Annotated in this window: 18 protein-coding genes; 7 read left to right on the top strand and 11 right to left on the bottom strand. The window is 74.8% G+C overall.

Annotated elements, in window-relative coordinates; genetic code table 11:
* Positions 1–45: 45 nt before the first annotated feature.
* From ACIRST_RS29625 to ACIRST_RS29600, 6 genes are all read right to left on the bottom strand, one after another.
* Entirely contained in the window at positions 46–1,401 is a 1,356-nt protein-coding gene (locus ACIRST_RS29625) for a VWA domain-containing protein (protein ID WP_350521487.1), read from the bottom strand.
* 116 nt (positions 1,402–1,517) lie between these two features.
* The gene (locus ACIRST_RS29620) at positions 1,518–2,843 is read right to left on the bottom strand and encodes a PP2C family serine/threonine-protein phosphatase (protein WP_350521486.1); all 1,326 of its coding nucleotides are present in this window, start codon (positions 2,841–2,843) and stop codon (positions 1,518–1,520) included.
* A 3-nt stretch (positions 2,844–2,846) separates the two neighbouring features.
* Positions 2,847–5,387 carry a tetratricopeptide repeat protein gene (locus ACIRST_RS29615; RefSeq protein WP_402805745.1) on the bottom strand — a complete coding sequence of 847 codons (2,541 nt, stop codon included), beginning with the start codon at positions 5,385–5,387 and terminating at the stop codon, positions 2,847–2,849.
* 5 nt (positions 5,388–5,392) lie between these two features.
* Positions 5,393–6,754 (bottom strand): hypothetical protein, encoded by a 1,362-nt coding sequence (locus ACIRST_RS29610; RefSeq protein ID WP_402805743.1) that lies wholly within the window; start codon positions 6,752–6,754, stop codon positions 5,393–5,395.
* 201 nt (positions 6,755–6,955) lie between these two features.
* Entirely contained in the window at positions 6,956–7,957 is a 1,002-nt protein-coding gene (locus ACIRST_RS29605; RefSeq protein WP_402805740.1) for a glutamate ABC transporter substrate-binding protein, read from the bottom strand.
* A 21-nt stretch (positions 7,958–7,978) separates the two neighbouring features.
* A complete protein-coding gene (locus ACIRST_RS29600) occupies positions 7,979–9,307 on the bottom strand; it encodes a hypothetical protein (protein ID WP_402805738.1) in 1,329 nt (442 codons plus the stop codon).
* 545 nt (positions 9,308–9,852) lie between these two features.
* On the opposite strand from ACIRST_RS29600, the gene ACIRST_RS29595 reads away from it, so the two are divergent.
* Positions 9,853–10,428 carry a nucleosidase gene (locus ACIRST_RS29595; RefSeq protein WP_396551536.1) on the top strand — a complete coding sequence of 192 codons (576 nt, stop codon included), beginning with the start codon at positions 9,853–9,855 and terminating at the stop codon, positions 10,426–10,428.
* Positions 10,429–10,480: 52 nt separating this feature from the next.
* Positions 10,481–11,083, top strand: a complete 603-nt coding sequence (locus ACIRST_RS29590; RefSeq protein ID WP_402805736.1) for a DinB family protein — start codon at positions 10,481–10,483, stop codon at positions 11,081–11,083.
* 58 nt (positions 11,084–11,141) lie between these two features.
* Here the strand turns inward: ACIRST_RS29590 and ACIRST_RS29585 are convergent, their stop codons facing one another.
* Positions 11,142–12,116 carry a sigma-70 family RNA polymerase sigma factor gene (locus ACIRST_RS29585; protein ID WP_402805734.1) on the bottom strand — a complete coding sequence of 325 codons (975 nt, stop codon included), beginning with the start codon at positions 12,114–12,116 and terminating at the stop codon, positions 11,142–11,144.
* Positions 12,117–12,231: 115 nt separating this feature from the next.
* Between ACIRST_RS29585 and ACIRST_RS29580 the strand changes: the two genes are divergently transcribed.
* Together ACIRST_RS29580 and ACIRST_RS29575 are read left to right on the top strand one after the other, a co-directional pair.
* Positions 12,232–13,014, top strand: coding sequence for an SDR family oxidoreductase (locus ACIRST_RS29580; protein ID WP_402805731.1), 783 nt, complete (start codon positions 12,232–12,234; stop codon positions 13,012–13,014).
* 171 nt (positions 13,015–13,185) lie between these two features.
* Complete coding sequence (locus tag ACIRST_RS29575) at positions 13,186–13,710, top strand: hypothetical protein (RefSeq protein ID WP_350521477.1); 525 nt, start codon at positions 13,186–13,188, stop codon at positions 13,708–13,710.
* Between the two features lie 21 nt (positions 13,711–13,731).
* Here ACIRST_RS29575 and ACIRST_RS29570 read toward each other — a convergent pair whose 3' ends face one another.
* Positions 13,732–14,328, bottom strand: coding sequence for a cysteine hydrolase family protein (locus ACIRST_RS29570; protein ID WP_402805729.1), 597 nt, complete (start codon positions 14,326–14,328; stop codon positions 13,732–13,734).
* An 85-nt stretch (positions 14,329–14,413) separates the two neighbouring features.
* On the opposite strand from ACIRST_RS29570, the gene ACIRST_RS29565 reads away from it, so the two are divergent.
* A complete protein-coding gene (locus ACIRST_RS29565; protein WP_402805727.1) occupies positions 14,414–15,373 on the top strand; it encodes a GlxA family transcriptional regulator in 960 nt (319 codons plus the stop codon).
* On the opposite strand, the gene ACIRST_RS29560 is transcribed toward ACIRST_RS29565, so the two are convergent.
* From ACIRST_RS29560 to ACIRST_RS29550, 3 genes are all read right to left on the bottom strand, one after another.
* Positions 15,370–15,879: a hypothetical protein gene (locus tag ACIRST_RS29560; protein ID WP_402805724.1), complete on the bottom strand. Its 510-nt coding sequence runs from the start codon at positions 15,877–15,879 to the stop codon at positions 15,370–15,372. The two genes, ACIRST_RS29565 and ACIRST_RS29560, sit on opposite strands and share 4 nt — an antisense overlap.
* Positions 15,880–15,965: 86 nt before the next feature.
* Entirely contained in the window at positions 15,966–16,295 is a 330-nt protein-coding gene (locus ACIRST_RS29555; protein WP_350521472.1) for a hypothetical protein, read from the bottom strand.
* Between the two features lie 196 nt (positions 16,296–16,491).
* Positions 16,492–17,949 (bottom strand): aldehyde dehydrogenase family protein, encoded by a 1,458-nt coding sequence (locus ACIRST_RS29550; RefSeq protein WP_402805722.1) that lies wholly within the window; start codon positions 17,947–17,949, stop codon positions 16,492–16,494.
* 58 nt (positions 17,950–18,007) lie between these two features.
* On the opposite strand from ACIRST_RS29550, the gene ACIRST_RS29545 reads away from it, so the two are divergent.
* Both ACIRST_RS29545 and ACIRST_RS29540 read left to right on the top strand, forming a co-directional pair.
* Positions 18,008–18,691 carry a TetR/AcrR family transcriptional regulator gene (locus ACIRST_RS29545; protein ID WP_402805719.1) on the top strand — a complete coding sequence of 228 codons (684 nt, stop codon included), beginning with the start codon at positions 18,008–18,010 and terminating at the stop codon, positions 18,689–18,691.
* 160 nt (positions 18,692–18,851) lie between these two features.
* Entirely contained in the window at positions 18,852–19,337 is a 486-nt protein-coding gene (locus tag ACIRST_RS29540; RefSeq protein ID WP_402805716.1) for an SRPBCC family protein, read from the top strand.
* Positions 19,338–19,461 lie beyond the last annotated feature (124 nt).

Genomic DNA, 19,461 nt, shown 5'->3' with positions numbered 1-19,461 from the left:
GTGCGGCGTCGCGCCGGGGTGCCGGCCCGGTCACGTCTTCAGCGGTCACTTCTTCACACGTACCGTCTTGGTCGACCGGGTCTCAAGGGTCATCGAGTCGGCCTCGCTCACGTTCTTACGGAACCGAACGGTACCCTCCTTCGGGTCCACCACGTCCACCACCTTCTGCAGCAGCTTGTAGGTGCCCTCGTTCCCGGCCGCGTGCGCGATCCGGACGGCGGCGCCCAGCTTGGCGGTCGCGGTGTCGACGTCGCCGGCGCGGTGGGCCTCCAGGCCCTCCTGGATGGAGGAGGCGAGCTCGGCCTGCCCGGTGTAGTGGGCGACCTGCGGGCTGATCCGGGTGGAGGAGGCCAGGTCGTCCGTCCACACCGCCTTGACCAGGCCCTGGCTGAGCACCTCGGGGGTGCCGCCGCCGACCTGCGGGGGCAGCACCAGGCTGATCCGGGCGGCGAGCATCTCGTTGCCGATGGAGGCGGCCGGGACCTCGACGCAGACGTGGTAGTCGCGGCTCTCGTCGCCCCAGGAGCCGGTGGGGTAGTCGCCGGCCCGGGGCCCGGCCTCGGCGCGGCGGGCGGTCAGGTCCTCGACCGCGGGGGCGACCTGCTTGACGAACTTCACCGCGGCGTTGGCCGGGGTCCAGATCCGCAGCGAGACGTCGGCGACCTGCTTGCCCATCGCGCCGGTCATCATCGAGCGGAAGTCCTCGGCCAGGCCCGAGGGCTCGGCGACGATGTCGACGGTGCCGAGCAGCGCCGAGGAGATCTTGCGCAGCTCGTCGATCCGCCAGTCGGTGCCCACGCCGCGGCAGTCGGCGGTGAAGTGTCCGGTGACCCGCTCGATGTTGCGGGCCAGGTCCTCGGCCGACTCGTGCTCGTTGTTGCCGTCGGTGAGCAGGATGGCGTGCCGGATGGCGATGTCGGTGCGGGTGAGGAACAGCTTGTCGGCCTTGGCGAGCCAGGTGCCCATGGCGGTGCCGCCGGCGGCGGTGAGGCGGCGCAGCGCCTCCTTGGCCTGCTCGCGGGTGCCGGGCGAGGCGGTGGCCAGGGTGCCGTCGCCGGGGTAGATGTCCTTGGCCTCGTGGGTGCCGGCGACCACGGCGAAGGCGGTGCCGTCGCGCAGCGCGTCGATGGCGGCGGCGGTGGCCTCCCGGGCGCCGTTGATCTTGGTCTTGGGGTAGTCCATCGAGCCCGAGCAGTCCACCAGGATCACCACGGCGGCGCCGGCCCCGGCCCCGGCCGGCCCGGCGTCGGTGATCCCGAGCGGGCGGCCGCCGGAGGTGCCGCCACCGGTCGCGGTGACGGTGACGATGGCGTTGACCTCGCGGGCGCCGTCGGCCAGGTACTCGTTCTGGAAGATCTCCACGTCGAACCTGGGCAGGTTCGGCTTAGCCAGTGTTGCCATGGGGCGGTCGGCTCCCGTCGGGTGAGGGGTGGATGCGATCAGGACGGTGGGGCGGTCCGCCGGCCGGGCCGGCGGACCGTGGCGCCGTCCTGACCGGGCGTCCGGCGGACGCCCGGTCAGGCCGTCGGCGGGTGCGGCGGTTGCGGCGGGACGGGCGGTGCCACCGGCGGCGCGACCGGCGCGGCGGGCGGTGCCGGCGGAACGGCCGGGGGAACCGCCGGGGGTGCGGGCGGGGCCGGCGGTGCCGGGGGCAGCGGGGCGGCGGGCGAGCCGATCACCGGGATGTCCGGCAGGGTCGGCTCGTGGTCCTCGTCCTCCTCCGGTGCCGGTCGCGGCGTGATCACGGGCAGGTCCAGCGCCGTGGGGGTCTCCTCGACCTCCTCGACCCGGACGGCCGGCGGGTCGATCGGCAGCACGGCGACGGTGATGTTGTCGTGGCCGCCGGCGGCGACCGCGAACTTCACCAGGGTCTGCGCCGTCGCGAGCGGCTCGGTGCGGGCGTCCGGCCGGACGTAGTAGGCCAGGTCGGTGGCCGCCTCGGCGTAGTTCCACAGGCCGTCGGTGCAGATCAGCACCACCCCGGGGACGTGCGGGGTGAATTCGAGGGTGTGCGGCACGACCTCCTCGGCGTCGGCGCCGAGCCAGCCGGTGATGGCGTGCGCGCGCGGGTCGGCGTACGCCTCGGCCTCGCCCATCAGCCCGGCCTCGACCATCCGGGCCGCCCAGGAGTCGTCCTGGGTGAGCCGGAACGGCTCGGCGGCGGCGCGGTCGTCCGGGATCCAGTACGCCCGGGTGTCGCCGACCCAGCCGATGGTGACCCGGCCGCCCGCCGCTATCGCGCTGACGTAGGTGCAGGCGGGTGCGTTGAGGTCGGGGCGGACCGGGCCGGCGCCGTCGGTCGCCAGGTCGGCGACGGCCTTGGCGGCGTCGGCGATGGCCGTGCGCATCGCCTCGTTCGGGTCCCGGCCGGCCTCCAGCGAGGTCAGCAGTGACTCGGAGGCGGAGTCGACGGCGGTCGCCGAGGCCTCGTCCGGCCGGTCGGAGGAGGAGACGCCGTCGCACACCACGGCGACCACGACCGGCTCGCCGCCGGGCAGCGAACTCGCGGCGACGGTGAAGCTGTCCTCGTTGCGGTGGTGGCGCAGGCCGCGGTCGCTGACCCCGGCGACGCCGGCGAGGGCCTTCTCCATGTGGTCGCGCGGGCGCGGCTGGGCGCCGCCGCAGCCCTCGCAGTAGCCGTCCGCGGTGACCTGCGGCTGCCCGCAGTGCACGCAGACCGGCCCGCGCTGCTGCGGTACGGCCTCACCCCGGGCGGCGGCCCAGCCCGCGGGCATCGCGCCCGGGGCCGTCCGGCCGTCCCGGTCGGCCCCGCAGGAGCCGCAGTAGGCGTCCTCCGGGTCCATCGGCTCGGAACAGCTCGGGCACTCGGTCTGCTGCGGCATCGGCTACACCCACGTCCTGGGACGGGCACGGTTGGCCCGCTCCACCATCTCGATCCTGGTCTCGGCCCGGTCGGCCAACCGGGCGAGTACCCGGTAGGACTGTTCCAGGGCGAATCGCAGTTCCCGTTCCTGTACGGGACGTCCCAGTACCTCCAGGCCGGCGGCCGGCGGGGCCCCCGCCGACCCGGCGCCGACCCAGCCGAGGGCCGCGCCGAGCACCTCGACGGAGAGCTCCTCGCGGCGGCGGTCGTCCAGCCGCAGCGCGGTCAGCTGCGCCGAGCTCGCGCCGAGGTCGGCCGCCAGCTCGTCGGTGGCGGGTCGCTCGCGCAGCCGGGCGCGGACGGCGGCGATCCGGGCGGCGGTGTACTGGCTGGAGGTGGCCGGCACCGACTCCAGGACGTGGACCGCGCCGGTCCGGTCGTCCCCGCCCAGCCGGACCCGGGCCAGCCCGAAGGCGGCGCTCAGGTAGGCGTGGTCGGTGGCCCACACCAGCCGGTAGAACTCGGCCGCGTCGCCGCCGTCGCCGAGCAGTTCGGCGCAGATGGCGAGGGCCAGCTTGGGCGCGGCCTCGCCGGGGAAGGCGTCGTAGACCGCGTCGAAGGCCTCGGCGGCGGCCCGCAGGGAGGGCTCGCCACCGTCGTCGGCGGCCCCCACCAGGGCGGTGAGGCCGCGGTACCAGACCACCCGCCAGTCGTCCGGGTGGTCCTCCTCCAACGCGTCGAGGCGGGTCACGGCGTCGTCGTGGCGGCCGAGTTCGAGCAGGGCGCGCAGCTCGCGCAGCCGGCTCTCGACCGAGACGGCGGGGGCGCCGGCCAGGGCGACGAGCGCCTCCTCGGGGTCGGGGGAGAGCAGGGTGGCGAGGAAGCCGGCGTTGGGGTCCCCGGGGTCGACCCGGGGGATGGGCAGTGCGAGGGCGGCGGCGGCCGGGTCCAGCGAGGCCACCCGGAGCTGCCCGGCCTGCTCGGTGGGCAGCACCAGTTCGGTGTCCACGACGCGCAGTTCGGGGCCGAACAGGGTGGACAGCGCGGGGTAGGGCCGGTCGTTCTGGAGGGCCAGGATCTCCCGCAGCACGCCGGTCAGCTGGTCGGCCATCTCCTCGGCGGAGGCGAAGCGGCGGGCCGGGTCCGGGTCGGTGGCGCGGACCAGCAGGCGGTAGTACGACTCGTACCGGGCGAAGGCCTCGACGTCCTCCGGGCCGGGCAGCGAGTCGCGGAAGGTGGTGCTGTAGCCCTGGAAGTCGAAGGTGAGCACCGCGAGGGTGCGGGCCACGGTGTACAGGTCCGAGGCGGGGGAGGGGCCGTGGGTGGCGATCTCCGGCGCCTGGTAGCCGACGGTGCCGTAGATCGGGCCGTCGTGGTCGAGCCGGCAGACCGCGCCCATGTCGATGATCTTGAGCGCGTCGCCGCTCTGGATCACGTTGTCGATCTTGAAGTCGCAGTAGATCAGGCCCCGGCTGTGCAGGTACCCGAGCGCCGGCAGCGCCTCCAGCGCGTACGCGATCGCCACCTCCACCGGCAGCGGCTCGCGCCGGTTGTCCGGGGTGCGGCGCTCGTTGGCGATGTCCTTGAGCGACTTGCCGCCGACGTACTCCATGACGATGTAGCCGTCGGTGGAACCGGACCTCGGATCCGGGTGCTCGGCGAAGTTGATGATCCGGACGATGTTCGGGTGGTCCACCTCGGCCAGGAAGCGGCGCTCGGCGACGGCCGCGGCCAGCGCGTCCTCGTCGCCGGTGTTCAGCAGGCCCTTGAGGACGACCCACTTGTCGTTGACCCGGCGGTCTATCGCCAGGTAGATCCAGCCCAGGCCGCCGTGCGCCAGGCAGCCGACCACCTCGTACTGCCCGCCGACCAGGTCGCCCCGGCGCAGCTTGGGCGTGAAGGAGTACGGCGTGCCGCACTTGGTGCAGAAGCCCTCCGGGCGGCCGGGGCGGCCGTTCTTCTCCCGGCCCACCGGCGCCTCGCACTTGGCGCAGTAGCGCTTGCGCTCGGGCACCTCGGGATCGACCAGCACCGCCAGCGACGGGTCGGCCGTCGCCACCGTCGGCACGGTGACCAGACCGGCGCCCAGCCGGTTGCGGGTGCCCGCGCTGACGCTGCCGCGGGTGGAGCGCACCGAGACCGAGCGGCTGGAGCCGGTGCGGGTCGAGCGGTGCGAGCGGGAGCGGCCCGACATCGAGCGGGCCGAGCCGGTGCGGGCCGACAGCGAGCGGACCGAGCCGCTGCGGGCGGAGTCCGCGCCGACCCGCGCGGACGGGACGTAGGGCTGCGTGACGCCGGTGTCGCCGGCGGGCGGCGTGAGGCCGCACTCGTCGCAGTAGCCGTCCGCGTCGATGGTGCCCGAGCAGTCCCGCGGGCAGGTCGAGCCGGGGCCGGCGGCGTCCGGCGGCGAGGCCGCCCCCTCACCCGCCGGGGCGGGCGCGGACGTTCCCGCCGGGGCGACCGTCGAGGTCCCCGCCGGGGCCAGCCCGCACTCGTCGCAGTAACCGTCGGCGTCGATGCTGCCGCTGCCGGAGCACTCCGGCCGTACGCACGTCTCGCCCATCACCCTCAGCCCCCCTGAACCTGTCCGTCGACCGGCGCCTGGCCGGTCGCTTCCTGACCCTGTGCCGCCTCGGCCTGGGCGGGCCGCAGTGACTGCTGGAACCGGGCCACCGCGGCCGCCGCCGCCCGCAGGTCGCACGGCGCGCTCCACAGCAGCCAGCGCGCCTTCTCGTAGCGCTCGATCACTTCCGGGTCCTCGGAGACCCTCAGCCGGGCCGCCATCGCCTTGTAGGCGTCCAGCCGGCCGCGCAGCTCGGCCCGGACGGCCAGCGGCTGGGTCACCTCGGTGAGCGACTGCCGGGCCCGGGTCAACTCCTTGGCGGCGGCGTCCTCCAGCGTGTCCAGCAGCGGCGCCAGCCGGCCCCACTGCCCGGCCTGGCGCAGCTCCAGCGCCGCGACGATCCGCTCGCGCAGCGCCGAGGCCGGGCCGGGCACCGCCGGGACGTCGCTGGCCGCTATCTTCGCCAGCACCTCGCCGCGCGCCCGGCGGGCCTCGGCCAGGGTGGCGTCGGCCCGCTGGAGCAGGTCGCCGACGCCCTGCAGCCGCTCCTCGGCCTCGTCGCGCAGCCGCAGCAGGTCCTCCAGCTCCAGCCGGACGCCGTCCAGCGCCCGCCCGGCCCGGTCGAACCGCTCGGTGTCCACCACCCCGACCGGGCCGGCGAAGGCCGACTCCTCCGGCACCGTGCCGCGCTGGGCCGGCACCCGGGCCGGGCGCCACAGCGCCAGCGGGTCCCCGTGCACCTCGGTGCGCAGCTCGACGAGGTCCTTCTCGATCGCGGCCAGGTCGTCGCCCAGCGGGTGGCTGCCGGCCCGCACGCCGAGCGAGCCGGCCAGCGTCCGCACCCGGTGGAGCTCGGCCAGCAGCAGGTCGATCCGGGCCGGCAGCGCCGACCAGACCGCGTCGGCGGCGCTGACCACCTCCAGCACGGTGGCGTACCAGGAGTTCATCCGGGCCATCAGCGCGTCCAGGCTGATCCGCTCGACCAGCTTGGCGGGCGCGCCGAGCAGCTGCGGCCCGTCCGGCACCGCGCCGCCCGGGACGGTCACCGCGTCGCCGGTCAACAGCTCGCTCAGCTCGGCGAGTTCGGGCGCGCCGGGCTTGGCCTTCCGGGCCCGTACTGCGCGCGCCGAGGCCAGCGCCTCGGAGTAGCGGTCGAACAGCGCCCAGAGCAGCGGCAGGCCCTTCCCGGCGACCGACCAGCGTTCCAGGGTGCGCCCGGTCAGCTCGGCGCCGTCCAGCAGCCGCAGGCCCGGGTGGTCCTGCAGGGCGAGCAGGGCCGACTCGACCGCGTCCCGCTCCGCGCCGAGGCGCGCCAGCGCGCGGTCCACCTCCTCCCGGCTCAGTACCGGGCCAGCCGATGCCGCCACCGCGGTGTCCTTCCTTCCTCGCGCGCGATCCCGCCACGTGTGACGTGCGGTCCCGCGACAACCCCCGTGTCCACCACCGGTCTCCCCGCGGTGATCGTCCCGAACCCTAGCCGGTGACCGTTCGGGCCGGACGGGCGCGGGGCGTCAAGACGGCGTCAACGCCCCGGCCCGCCGGTCCGGCCGGTTCCCCGGTGCGGTGCCTCAGTGCGTGCCCGGCCAGTAGTGGTCGGCCTCGTTGAGCATGTACGGCTTGAGCCAGTGTTCGTACGAACGGGCCCAGTCGCCGCGCGCGTAGTAGTCGGCCAGCACCTGGTTGACCCGGGCGGTCAGGTCCGGGCTCTCCTTCAGCATGGCGACGCCGATCACCTCCGGCTGCGCCTCGCCGTCCACGATCCGCACGGTCTGGTCCTGGGCGGCCTGACCCGCCGCCAGGCCGTTGTCGGTCATGGTGGCGTCGACCTTGCCGAGCTGCATCAGCACCAGGCAGTCCAGCTGGTTCTCCACGGTGACGATCCGCCCGGCGGTCTTCTTGTCCTTGACCACGTTCAGAGCGGTGGAGCCGTCGGCGGCGCAGACCGTCCTGCCGTCGATCGCGTCGTCGATGTTCTTCGCCGGGGAGGCCTTCGGCACCAGGACGCGCTGGCTGATGTTGAAGTACGGCTTGGAGAAGGCGACGTCCTCCATCCGCTTGCAGTTGATCGTCATGGTGCGGACGATCAGGTCGACCCGGCCCTTCTTGATGGCGTCGATCCGGTCGGCGGTCGCCACCGGCTTGAGCACCACCTTGTCCGGGTCGCCCATGATGGCGGTGCCGATCGCCCGGGCGAGGTCGATGTCGAAGCCCTCGATCTGGCCGGTGTTCGGATTGCGGGCGCCCCAGCGGTAGCTGTTCTGGTCGACGCCTATGACCAGGCTGCGCTTGGCCTTGACGGCCTTCACGGCGGGGCCGTCCTCGGTGCTCGGCGGCACGCTCTTGTAGACGTCGCAGTCGGCCTGGTCCTGCTGGTCCTGCTGTCCCTGCTGTCCCTGCTGTCCCTGCTGGGTGGCGGTCCCGGCGGTGGTGCCGGCCGCGGCGGTCGGTGCGGCGCCGACCGGGCCGCCCCCGGCGAGCACGGCGGCCCCGGCCGCCAGCAGCGCCACGGCGGCGGCCGACCTGGTCCGTGACCACGAGCGTGACCCGGTGCGTGCGGTTGTCCTGCGCATCTGTCCGTTCCCCCTTGCCGGTTACCGGTACTCGGCCAGTCGCCGGCCCAGGCCCCGCAGCGCGGCGGCCGCGGCCACCAGGCCGAGCAGCGCGGCCGCGACGGCGGCGGTGCGGAGGTCCCCGCCGGTGCCCTTCGCGGACTGCGCGAACCGGTCCTGCTCGATGTCGGCGGCCCGGGCGAGCGCCCGGTCGGTGGTGCTGAAGAAGGCGTCGGCGGTGGGCGCGCCGGCGGTGGCCGTCACGGTCGCGTCCAGGGCGCCCTGGTAGTCGGCGTCGTCGACCTCCAGCTTCCGGGCCTTGTCGTGCTGCTGGTGCCACTGGTCGAACTGCGTCACCGCGTCCTGGATGCTCTGCTCGGCCGCCGCGGGCGCGAGCCGGGCGGCCTCCGGGAGCGAGCCGACGCGCCGCTCCAGCGGGATGTCCGCGGACGCGACGCTGTCCAGGTGCTCGGTGGCCTTGTTCCACTGGTCGGCGTACTTGGTGGTGGAGCCGCGGGCGACGAGGTGCAGGTTCTCCGCCAGCCGGGCGGTCAGCACGTCGACCCGGGCGTAGTTGAGCGCCCGCAGCGGGGTGGCGCCCTCGCTGTCGCTGCGCTTCAGGGCCGCGTCGGTGGTCAGCGCGGTGACGGTCAGCCAGAGCGCGCCGGCCAGCACGGCGGCGGTGGCGCCCAGCAGCCCGATGTTGAACACCCGGTTGGTGCGGCGGAACAGCGTCAGCTGCACCTGGACCAGCGCCGCCAGGGTCACCAGCGCCAGGCCGTACGCCCCCCACGGCACCGACTTGGCGGCGGCGTAGTCCTTCGCCAGCTCCTCGTTCTCGGCGGCGGCCAGCTCGGCGGCGGCCGGCAGCAGCACGGTCTGCATCTGCTCGGAGGCGTACCGCAGGTAGGCGCCACCGAGCGGGATGCCCTGCCGGTTGTCGGCCCGGGCGGTCTCCACCAGACCGGCGTACGAGGGGAGTTGCTGGTTCAGCCGGGCGAGCGAACCCTGCGCGGGGGAGGTCGAGGTGGTTCGGGCGGCGGCCTCGGCGACCAGCTTGGCGGCCGTGGCGAGGTCCTGCTCGTAGCGGTCCCGGACGTCCTTGGGCTCGGCGCCGGCCAGCAGGAAGCCGCTCGCCGCGGTGGTCGCGGCATCGGCCAGGTTGCGGTGGATCTCGGCGGCGTCCCGGCTGAGCGGCTGGCTGTACGAGACCACCCGGTCGGCGGCCTGCGCCCTGGTCTCCAACTGCCAGGCGGTGAGCCCGCCGAACGCCACGGTGAGCGTCGCCAGCACCACACCGGCCAGCCGGAGCCGGCCGGGCGCCGTCCGGCCGGCCTGCGCGAGCCGGGCGCGGACGCCGGTGGCGACCACCGTCCGGGGGCGCCGGGCGGGTGGTCCGCCGGGTGCTCCGGCGGGTGCCCGGCCGGGTGTCCGGCCGGGTGCAGTGCCGGGGCCGGCCGCCGGGGGGCCGCCGGGACCCACGAGCACCGACATGCCCGTCGCGGCCCGTGCTCCCGGTGGCCGGGCCGGGATCGCGGCCCCCGGTGCGCCGTTGCCTTCTGGTGTCGCCACCCGCCTCATCCTCCCCTGGAGCCGGGCCCGTTCGCCGGGGCCCGGCCGATGGCAGCAGTATGGCCGTGACTCCCCCCGGCCACACCCGACTTGCGCCGATCTTGAGCATGTCGTGCACGGTTCCCGCACGCCTCCGTACGGCTCGGGCATGCGGCCCGCACGCCCGCGGTGCTGCTCGCGGTGCCGTCCGGTCGGCGTTCGTGCCGTCGCCCGTACGGAGAGGTGGCGAACCCTCCGACGCCACCCGCACCCCGAGCGGTTCCCCCGACCGGGCGGAGCGCGGGGGTCCGTTCGTGGGCGCGCGCTCCCCGGTGCGGCACCCCCTCCCTCCGTACGATGGGCACATGCGCCTGCTTGGAACGATCTCGCCCGACCGCCCGCTGCTCGTCGTCGCCGTGCGCGAGGAGGCCGCCCACCTGGACGGCCGACTGCCCGTGCTGCTCACCGGGATCGGGAAGGTCAACGCCACCGCCGCCCTGGCCACCGTCCTCGCCGGGGGCGAGAAGCCCTCCGAGGTGATCAACCTCGGCACGGCCGGTGCGCTGCGTCCCGGCTGGGAGGGCACCCACCACGTGGTCCAGGTGATCCAGCACGACCTCGACACCGCAGCCCTGCAGGCGCTCACCGGGCGTCAGTACGGCGCCCCGCTGGTGATCGGCAAGGGCGACGGCCCGGTGCTCGCCACCGGCGACCTGTTCGTCTCCGACCCGGCCGCCCGTGACCGGCTCGCCGAGCACGCCGACCTGGTCGACATGGAGGGTTACGCGATCGCCACCGTCGCCCACCGGGCCGGCGTCCCGGTGCGGCTGGTCAAGCACGTCAGCGACGAGGCCGGGGCCGGAGCCGTGCGCACCTGGCAGGAGTCGGTCGACGACTGTGCCCGGCACCTCGCCGACTGGGTGGCCGCGCAGGGCTGGTGACGGGCGCTCATATTCCGTTCCCCGGCGGACGGGCGGTGGCTAGGGTGGCGCGGTGACCGACAACACCGACAACACCGCGCAGGCCGAGCCCGCTGACCGCACCGGCGGCGCCGCAGTCACCGAGGGCACCGGGAACGCCGCCCCGGGCGCCGCGCCGAGCAAACTCTCCGACACCCGGCCGCCGAGCGCGAACGCGGACGAGCCCACCACGCTGCTCGCCTTCCTCGACTACCTGCGCGCGGCGGTGCTCGCCAAGGTCGACGGGCTCTCCGACGAGGACGCCCGCCGCCCCGGCGTGCCCTCCGGCACCAGCCTGCTGTGGCTGGTGCGGCACCTGACCGTGGTCGAGCACAACTGGTTCGCGTGGGCCTACCAGGGCGTCGGCGAGAAGCCCCGGGACTCCGAAGAGAACCTGCTGGACGACGCGACCGTGGCCGCCGCGGTCGCCGCGTACCGCGACGCGATCGCACGCTCCAACGCGGTGGCGGCCGCCGCCCCGGACCTCGACCGGCCGGGCGTGCGCTCGCTGCGGCCGGACGCGGCCGAGGGGCCGTCGCTGCGGTGGGTGCTGGTCCACATGATCGAGGAGACCGGTCGGCACGCCGGCCACGCGGACATCATCCGCGAGCAGCTGGACGGCGCGGTCGGGCGCTGAGGACGCTCCGGGGGTGGACGGGGGTGGGAGGCGCTGGCCCTCCCACCCCTTCGCCGGCCTACCGCTGCTCGCCGTCCTGGCGCGCCTCGCCGTCCCGGCGGTCCTCGCCGTCCCGGCGGTCCCGGAACTGCGAGAGGTCCAGCGCGGCCAGCCGCTCGGGGTCGGTGAGCACGTCGATCGCGACGATCGCGCCGTCCGCCACGGTGAACGCCATGATCGACAGCGCCCGGCCGTTGTCGCCGATCACCACGGCGCCCGCAGTGCCGTTGACCAGCGCCGGGCGGGCGAACGGCGACAGCGTGCCCCACAGGACGGCCTGGCCGGCCACCGTGGCGGCGCCCGAGAGCACCACCGTGTGCCGGGCCATCGCCGCCCCGCCGTCCGAACGCAGCACCACGTCCGGGTCGAGCACGGCGACCAGGGCGTCGAGGTCCCCGTTGCGGGCGGCGGCGAAGAAGGCGTCCACGGCCAGCCGCTGGCGGCCGAGGTCAGGGTCGGGCACGGGCGCCTGCCCCTGCACCTTGCGGCGGGCCCGGCTGGCCAGCTGCCGGGTCGCGGCCGCCGACTTCTCGATCAGCGGGGCGATCTCGTCGAACGGTACGGAGAACAGGTCGTGCAGCACGAAGGCGACCCGCTCGGCCGGCGACAGCGACTCCATCACCACCATCATCGCCAGGCCGACCGAGTCCGCGAGCATCACCTCCTGCTCGGGGTCCACCACGCCCTCGCGTCGCAGCAGCGGGTCCGGGATGCGCGGCGGGCCCGGCTCACCGCCCGGACCGGCGGGCTCCAGCGGCTCCTCACGGCGCTGGGCGCGGGCGCGCAGCAGGTTCAGGCACACCCGTGACACCACCGTAGTCAGCCAGCCGCCGAGGTTCTCCACCCCGGCGGTGTCGGTGCGGTCGTACCGCAGCCAGGCCTCCTGCAGGGCGTCCTCGGCCTCGCTGATCGAGCCGAGCATCCGGTAGGCGACCGCGCGCAGGTGCGGGCGCTGCTCCTCGAAGAGCGCGGTCCGGGCAGATGTCTCGTCCACCGCGTCGTCCACGTGTCACATTCCTTCGTCGCCGGGGGTCAGGGCAGCAGGAGCCACCCAACAACGGCTGCGGCGGGGAGATCAACTCCCCGCCCCGGACGAATCGGAGACGATCGTGACGAACAATCCCGTCCTGGTCACCGGAGGCACCGGCACGCTCGGCCGGCACGTCGTGCCGCTGCTGTGCGCGGCCGGTCGGCCGGTGCGCGTGCTCAGCCGCCGCCAGCGTGCCGCCGCCGACGGCGTGACCTACGCGCGCGGCGACCTCCTCGGAGAACCGGCCGAGGCGGCCGTCCGGCTGGACGAGGCACTGACCGGCGTGGACACCGTGCTGCACCTCGCGGGCGGTCCGAAGGGCGACGACACCGCCACCGCGCTGCTGGTCGCGGCCGCCCGGCGTGCGGGCGTGCGGCACCTGGTGTACATCTCGGTGATCGGCGCGGACCGGATCCCGCTCGGCTACTTCCGGGCCAAGCTCGCCGCCGAGGAGGCGGTCGCCGGCTCGGGCCTGCCGTACACCGTGCTGCGGGCCGCGCAGTTCCACGACCTGGCGTTCACCGTCGTCGAGAAGATGGCGAAGCTGCCGGTCGTCCCGGCCCCCGGCGGCGTCCGCTGGCAGCCCGTGGACGTGCGCGAGGTCGCCGCCCGGATGGTCGAGCTGGCCCTGGACGAGCCCGCCGGGGCGGTGCCCGACCTGGCCGGTCCCACGGTGTACGAGATGCGCGAGCTGACCCGGCGGTACCTGGAGGCCCGCGGCCGCGGCCGGCGGCAGCTGCCGGTGCGGGTGCCGGGGAAGGTCGGGCGCGCCTACCGGGCCGGGGAGAACCTGGCCCGGCCGGGGGCGGAGCACGGGCGGCGGACCTGGGAGGAGTACCTGGCGCAGCGGCTGGCGGCCTGAGCCCCGACGGACCGGGGCCGGTGGGTCCGGGTCCGGCCGGCCCGGGTCCGGCCTGGTCCCGGTTCCGTCGTCCCGGTCGTCCCGGTCCCGTCCTCCCGGTCGTTCCGGGTCCCGGCGCCCGGTTCCGGTCGGCCTGAGTTCCTGTCAGCGGTACGCCGTAGGGTGGCCGCCATGTCCCTCCTCGACGCGATCCGCGCCAACCCCGCCGCCGCCGACTACCTGGCCTGGCCTGGCGAGTTCGACCCCTCCCGTTGGTACGAGCACGTCGAGGCGGTGGTGCTCGCCTCCGGTGAGGCCCTGGAACCGGTGGCCAAGGACGGCGCGGGCGGCACCTACTTCCTCTGCGGCGAGGGCGGCGAGGAACGGCCCGTGCTCTTCGCCGACTCCGAGGGCGGCGCCGCCCTGCTGGCCGTCGGGGTGCCGGAGCTGGTCCGGCTGCTCCTCGCCGTGCCGTGGTGGCGGGACTGCCGGCGGCTGACGGTGGAGGAGAGCGCGGAAGCGGCCGAGGAGTACCTGGAGGACGAGCCCGGCCACTACGCCGACCGGGACGCGGCCGCCGCCGCACTCGGCCTGGAAGTCCCGTCCGAGGCCGAGGCGTTGGCCCGGCTGCGGGAGGTCGCGCTCGGCCTCGGGGCGTCGTACGTGCTGCTCAACGCCGAGGAGGGGAACGCGTACCGGCTGCTGATCAGGGACTAGCCGCCCGGGCTCCGCCGCCGGTCAGGCCTTCGCCGCGTCGAGCACCTGCTCCGTCGTCACCACCTTGGCGAACCGCATCGCGTGCAGCACCGTGGCCGTGGCGCGGGCGAGTTCGGCGGCGGGGAGGGTGGTGCCGTCGGGGCCGGTCATGTCGAAGGCGTGCATGGCGTCGGTCGGGAAGATCGCGTCGTAGCCGAGGTTGCCGGCCATCCGGGCGGTGGTCTCGTTGCACACGTTGGTGATGATCCCGGTGACCACCAGCTGCCGGGCGCCGCGCTCCCGGAGCCAGGCGTGCAGGTCAGGGGTGCCGTAGAAGGCGCTGTTGACGGTCTTGGTGATGTGCAGCGCGGGAGTGACGTCGGCGACGAAGTCCTTCAGCTCGTACCCCGGCGTGCCCTCGACCAGCGGCCCGGCCGTGGAGGCGTGCTGCACGGTGACGATCGGGCGGCCGGTGGCCTGCCAGGCGGCGATCAGCTCGGCCATCCGCTGCTCGGCCTGCGGGTTGTCGCGGGGGCCCCAGAACTCGTGGTCCTCGAAGCCCTTCTGGACGTCGATGAGCAGCAGGACCGCGTCGGGGTCGAGGGTGAGCGGGGCGTCGAATGCGTCGGTGTTCGTCATGCGTCCATCGTGCTCGCCGGCGTGCCGGCGGCGTGATGGGCGGAGATGCCACCCATCGATGGATTCCTGCCATAGGTTCTCTGCCATGCGAACGGTGGGTTGTCTGATCTTCGACGGTGTCCGGGCCTTCGACTACGCGGTGATCGGCGAGGTGTGGGCCAACCGCGTCGCCCGGCCCGGACTGCCCGCCTTCGACCTGCGGGTCTGCGGCCCGGACGGCACCCGGGTCCGGCTGGGCGGCGGGCTGGAACGCGTCCCCGACCACGGGACGGCCGGGCTCGCCGACTGCGACCTGGTCGTCGTCCCGGGCGTCGAGGCCCCGGCGGCGGAGCGCGATCCCGCCGTCCTCGACGCCCTGCGGGCCGTCCACGCCGACGGCGTCCCGATCGCCTCGCTCTGCGCGGGCGCCTTCGTCCTCGCGGAGGCCGGCCTGCTGGACGGCCGCGAGGCCACCACCCACTGGGCCCTCGCCCCCGAACTCGCCCGCCGCTTCCCGGCGGTGACGGTCCGCCCCGAGGTGCTCTTCACCGGCGGCGAGGGCCTGTGGACCTCGGCCGGCGTCGCGGCGGGCATCGACCTCTGCCTCCACCTCGTCCGCACCGCCCACGGCCAGCAGGCCGCCGCCACCATCGCCCGCGCCATGGTCACCGCCCCCTTCCGGGCCGGCGGCCAGGCCCAGTTCATCCCCACCCCGGTCCCGGCCCCCACCGCGGACGACCCGCTCGACCGCGTCCGCGCCGAGATCCTCGCCTCCCTCGACACCCCGTGGACCGTCCCGCGGATGGCGGCCGCCGCCCTGATGTCCGAACGGACCTTCGCCCGCCGCTTCGCCGCCGCCACCGGCACCACCCCGACCCGCTGGCTCCTCGACCAGCGGGTCCTCACCGCCCAGCGCCTCCTGGAGGAGACCGACCTCCCCGTCGACACCGTCGCCACGCGCTGCGGCTTCTCCTCGGCGGTCTCCCTACGGCCGGTCTTCACCGCGCGCGTCGGCGTGGCCCCGAGGGAGTACCGCCGCGCGTTCCGCGGCCGGCAGGACGACTAGGCCGTACCGGTCGGCGCCGGCGTGGTCGGCGGGGCCGACTCGGACGGCGGCAGCAGGCAGGGAGTACGCACGGCGAGGGACATCCGGTTGTGCCCCCCTGTGCTGTCGACGTCGACGACGTACTGGCTGTCGGGGTGCCGGGCGGAGAAGGCGGCGGCGGGCTGGGCCGGGGGATCGCCGGCAGGGATCTCCTGGTACTCGGTGACCTTGAGCCCTTCGCCGGTGAGCAGGTCCCGGACCTTGCGGAGGACGTCGTTCTGCTGGTCGTCCGGAACATCGGCGTGGACGCCGTAGTCGAGCGTGTAGCGGTCGTCGGGCGCCTTCTCGCCGTTCCTGCCCACGCACGGATTGAACCCGTAGATCTCGGGTTCCGCGTTGATGCGGGCCCCGGTCGTCTGGGCCACGTGAGCGATGATCTGACGCGCCCAGTCCAAAGCCTCCTGCTGAGACTTGACGGGCAGCGGGTCGTCCTTGCCGTCGTACTTTCCGTTTCCGGGGCTGGACATGCAGGCTCCAAGGGTGGCGGTCAGCAATGCTGCAAGGACGAGGTGGCTCAGCCGCGTGACGGTGGTCCGCGCGCGAGCGACGCCGCTCACTTGGGCCCCTGCTGGGGTACGGCCCAACCGCCGGCGACGGCTTGGTCGTGGTGCTCGTGGGCGGACGCGTTGGCGTCCAGGTTGGTCGCCGTGTCCACGAGGCGCTGCCGCAGGTCGCCGAGCGGTTTGGCCCAGCCCGTTCCCAACTGCCCGAGGCCGCCGGATATCGACCAGCCGGTGAGCTGGGTCGAGACGGTGGTGCTGGTGGTCAGAGCGGCTTGGACGGGCTTGTCCAGTTCCTCGCCCAGTGCCTTGGCGATGCCTGCGGAGGCCCGCAGGTCGGCCGGTTGGATCGCGATCTTGCCGGACGTGTCCTTGTCGCCCATGTGGGTTCCCCTCCCCGGAAGCGGATGCGTGTGCCGCACCCGCCCGTAGGACGGTAGGCGGGGACTGCGTGCTCCGCATCCGTACAGATACTCGGATCGTACGGGCTCGGCCGGCGGGACTTCGTCGAATCGGAGAGAGTCGCCGGTTGCCGCCGGTAGGGGGAACGGTGAGGGCGGCGACCGGCGGTGTGGGGGTTCAGAGGAAGCGGCGGAGGATGCGGGACTTGAGGGGGGTGAAGGGCGGGTAGGCGAGGCGGAGGGTGTCGGCGGGGAGGGGCTTGTCGAGGACGGCCTTGGTGTGGCTGAAGGTGTCGATGGTGTGGGCGCCGTGGTAGGCGCCGATGCCGCTCTCGCCGACGCCGCCGAAGGGGAGGCCGGGGACGGTGAGGTGGGCGTTGGGGACGCCGAAGGACAGGGCGCCGGAGGAGGTCTCGGTGGTCAGGCGGTGCTTGGTGCGGGCCGAGGCGGTGAAGGCGTACAGGGCGAGGGGCTTGTCCCGGGCGGTGATGAAGGCGATGGCGGCGTCGAGGTCGGGGACGCTGACGATCGGCAGGACCGGGCCGAAGATCTCCTCGCGCATCACCGGCGCCTCCGGGTCGACGTCGGCGAGGACGGTCGGGGCGAGGTAGCGTTCGGCGCGGTCGTGGTCCCCGCCGGTGACGATCCGTCCGTCGCCGAGCAGGGCCGTCAGCCGGTCGAAGTGGCGCTCGTTGACGATGCGGCCGTAGTCGGGGCTCTCCTTCGGGTCGGTGCCGTACATCTCGCGGACCGCGGCGGTCAGGTGCGCCTCGATCGCGGTCGCGCTCCCGCCGATGGCGAGGACGTAGTCGGGGGCGACGCAGGTCTGGCCGGCGTTCATGAACTTGCCCCAGGCGATGCGGCGGGCGGCGGTCGCGAGGTCGGTGCCCGGCTCGACGACGGCGGGGCTCTTGCCGCCCAACTCCAGGGTGACCGGGGTGAGGTGGCGGGCCGCGGCGGTCATGACGATGCGGGCGACCGTGCCGTTGCCGGTGTAGAAGACGTGGTCGAAGCGCTGCTCCAGCAGGGCGGTGGTCTCCGGGACGCCGCCCTCGACGACGGCGACGGCCTGCGGGTCGAGCGTGCGGGGCAGCCAGTGGGCGAGCGCCGCCGAGGTGGCCGGGGCGAGTTCGCTGGGCTTGACCACGACGCAGTTGCCCGCCGCGATCGCGCCGACCAGCGGGGCCAGGGCCAGCTGCAACGGGTAGTTCCAGGGGCTGATGACCAGCACGGTGCCCAGCGGTTCGCGCACGGTGCGGGCCCGGGCGGGTTGCAGCGCCAGCGGCACCGGGACGCGGCTCGGGCGGAGCCAGCGGTCGAGGTGGCGCAGGGTGTGGTCGATCTCGCTGACGGTGAACCCGATCTCGGTGGTGTACGCCTCGGCGGCGTGCTTGCCGAGGTCGGCGTGGAGGGCGGCGGCGAAGACGTCCTCCTGTTCGACCAACAGGCGGCGCAGGGCGCGCAGTTGGGCCTTGCGCCAGGCGACGGGCTTGGTGCGGCCGGCGGTGAAGGCGGCGCCGAGGCGGGCGACGGTGGCCGCGGCGCAGGTTGCTGCGGCGGAGGTGGCGTCGGTGGGGGCAGGTGCCGACTCGGCGGGGGCGGTCGTGCCGGGCGTGGTCTCGGTGGAAGCGCTCATGCCGCCGAGCATAAACGAAACGAAATGATTTCGTTTCTATTGGCGGTAAACTGGCGGCATGACCCGCACCACCCCCACCCCGCCCGCGTCCCCGACATCGCCCGCGTCGCCCGCCCCGTCCGGGACCGCACCCCGCCGGGGCCGCCCCCGGGACGCCGCCCGGGACCGGGCGCTGCTGGAGGCCACGCTGGCCGTTTTGGCCGAGAACGGTTACGGCGGACTGACCACCGCCGCGGTGGCCGCCCGGGCGGGCGTCTCCACCGCGACCCTCTACCGGCGCTGGTCGTCCAAGGAGGACCTGGTGGTCGCCGCCGCCGCGAGCTTCGCCGAGGAGGACCCGTACGGCCTGCCCGGCACCGGCAGCCTGGAGGGCGACCTGCGCGTGGTGCTCCGGGACAAGGCCGCCGCCATGACCGGAGAGAGCGGCCGGGTGATGCGGGCCCTGATCGGCGAGGCGGCGCACAACAGCGCCCTGGCCGAGGCGCTCACCGTGACCCTCCTGGCGCCCGTGTACCGGCGGGTGACCGAGGTCGTACGGAGCGCCGTCGAGCGGGGGGAGATCCCGCCGGTCGAGGACGCCGAGCTGCTCGGCGAGGTGGTGGTCGGGCCGGTGATGGGCCGGTTCCTGCTCACCCCCCGGTTGCCGGAGCAGGTGGACGAGGCCACCGCGCGGGAGGCGGCGGACCGCTTCCTGCCCTTCGCCCTGCGGGCGGTGGGCGGCGGGGCGCCCGCCGGCGGGTGACCGGCCCCCGCGTCCACCGCGGACCGGCCCCCGCGTCCACCGCGGACCGGCCCCCGCGTCCACCGCGGACCGGCCCCCGCGTCCGGCACGGACTGATGCATCCGCACGGACAGACGTCGCCACACCGACAGGACGTCGCCACACCGACAGGAGGGGAACCATGCCCTGGTCCACGCTCGAACGCTTCGACGTGTCCTTCTTCGACACCGCCCCGCACCGCCACTCGTTCACCATGGACCTCCCCGTGGCGCCCGAGACCGTCTGGCAGGGCCTCGCCGGCGACACGCCGCTGTCCTGGTGCCGCGGTCTGAGCGGCGGCCGCTACACCTCGCCCGCCCCGCACGGTGTCGGCACGACGCGGGAGATCACCGCGCGCGGCGTGCTGCGGCTGCGCGAGGAGTTCGTGCGGTGGGAGGAGGGGGTGCGGCACTCGTTCTGCGTCGCGCAGGCCAGCCTGCCGCTGTTCCGGCGCTTCGGCGAGGACTACCTCGTCGAGCCCACGGCGAGCGGCACCCGCTTCACCTGGACCTTCGCCTTCGAGCCGGTTCCCCTGCTGGCACGCCCGGCGGCGCTGACCGGGGTCCCGGGTGCGGCGTTCCTGAAGGGCCTGATCGGCGACACCAAGCGGCACTTCGGCGCGGCCTGAGCCGCGCCGGACGGGCGGACTGCCGGGCGGACGGGCGGACGGCCGTCCGCCCGTCCGGACCGTGTGCGGAGCGGGGTGGCGGCCCTCAGCGCCGCCACCCCTCTTGCCTTCTCGGCACCCGCGT

This window comes from Kitasatospora sp. NPDC101447 (genome assembly GCF_044767225.1).
Lineage (GTDB): Bacteria > Actinomycetota > Actinomycetes > Streptomycetales > Streptomycetaceae > Kitasatospora.
This window is presented reverse-complemented; position numbering and strand designations above follow the sequence as displayed.

What these genes read in the sequence shown, in the direction of transcription:
- ACIRST_RS29620 (WP_350521486.1), bottom strand. Translation starts at nt 2,843, where the DNA reads ATGCCGCAGCAGACCGAGTGCCCGAGCTGTTCCGAGCCGATGGACCCG.
- ACIRST_RS29615 (WP_402805745.1), bottom strand. Translation starts at nt 5,387, where the DNA reads ATGGGCGAGACGTGCGTACGGCCGGAGTGCTCCGGCAGCGGCAGCATC.
- ACIRST_RS29555 (WP_350521472.1), bottom strand. Translation starts at nt 16,295, where the DNA reads ATGGGCGACAAGGACACGTCCGGCAAGATCGCGATCCAACCGGCCGAC.
- ACIRST_RS29545 (WP_402805719.1), top strand. Translation starts at nt 18,008, where the DNA reads ATGACCCGCACCACCCCCACCCCGCCCGCGTCCCCGACATCGCCCGCG.
- ACIRST_RS29570 (WP_402805729.1), bottom strand. Translation starts at nt 14,328, where the DNA reads ATGACGAACACCGACGCATTCGACGCCCCGCTCACCCTCGACCCCGAC.
- ACIRST_RS29540 (WP_402805716.1), top strand. Translation starts at nt 18,852, where the DNA reads ATGCCCTGGTCCACGCTCGAACGCTTCGACGTGTCCTTCTTCGACACC.
- ACIRST_RS29565 (WP_402805727.1), top strand. Translation starts at nt 14,414, where the DNA reads ATGCGAACGGTGGGTTGTCTGATCTTCGACGGTGTCCGGGCCTTCGAC.
- ACIRST_RS29550 (WP_402805722.1), bottom strand. Translation starts at nt 17,949, where the DNA reads ATGAGCGCTTCCACCGAGACCACGCCCGGCACGACCGCCCCCGCCGAG.
- ACIRST_RS29575 (WP_350521477.1), top strand. Translation starts at nt 13,186, where the DNA reads ATGTCCCTCCTCGACGCGATCCGCGCCAACCCCGCCGCCGCCGACTAC.
- ACIRST_RS29625 (WP_350521487.1), bottom strand. Translation starts at nt 1,401, where the DNA reads ATGGCAACACTGGCTAAGCCGAACCTGCCCAGGTTCGACGTGGAGATC.
- ACIRST_RS29605 (WP_402805740.1), bottom strand. Translation starts at nt 7,957, where the DNA reads ATGCGCAGGACAACCGCACGCACCGGGTCACGCTCGTGGTCACGGACC.
- ACIRST_RS29595 (WP_396551536.1), top strand. Translation starts at nt 9,853, where the DNA reads ATGCGCCTGCTTGGAACGATCTCGCCCGACCGCCCGCTGCTCGTCGTC.
- ACIRST_RS29560 (WP_402805724.1), bottom strand. Translation starts at nt 15,879, where the DNA reads ATGTCCAGCCCCGGAAACGGAAAGTACGACGGCAAGGACGACCCGCTG.